At 41.9% G+C, this 289-nt stretch carries 1 pseudogene; it reads left to right on the top strand.

Features of this window, described 5'->3' with window-relative positions:
• Nucleotides 1-69: 69 nt before the first annotated feature.
• A pseudogene (locus P0G09_RS20425) lies at nt 70-289 on the top strand (hypothetical protein); the annotation flags it as partial.

Below are 289 nucleotides of genomic sequence, written 5' to 3'. Positions count from 1 at the left end.
CAGATGAGGATTTGCATATAGACCTGCTTGATGTGCCAGAAGAAAGGGAAAATCATGAAAATTAACCAAATGAAAAAAGATGAATTTTTTGAAGGGTTTTACTTGATTAAATCAGCCGAAGTTCGACAGACGAGGGCAGGAAAGGATTATATCGCCTTTACTTTTCAAGATGATAGCGGAGAGATCGAAGGGAAACTCTGGGATGCCCAGCCCCATAACGTAGCCGAATATACAGCTGGAAAAGTTGTCCATATGCAAGGACGCCGAGAAGTCTACAACAATACTCCTC

The sequence above is a fragment of the Faecalibacterium sp. DFI.5.82 genome (genome assembly GCF_029076575.1).
GTDB lineage: Bacteria > Bacillota > Clostridia > Oscillospirales > Ruminococcaceae > Faecalibacterium > Faecalibacterium duncaniae.
This window is presented reverse-complemented; position numbering and strand designations above follow the sequence as displayed.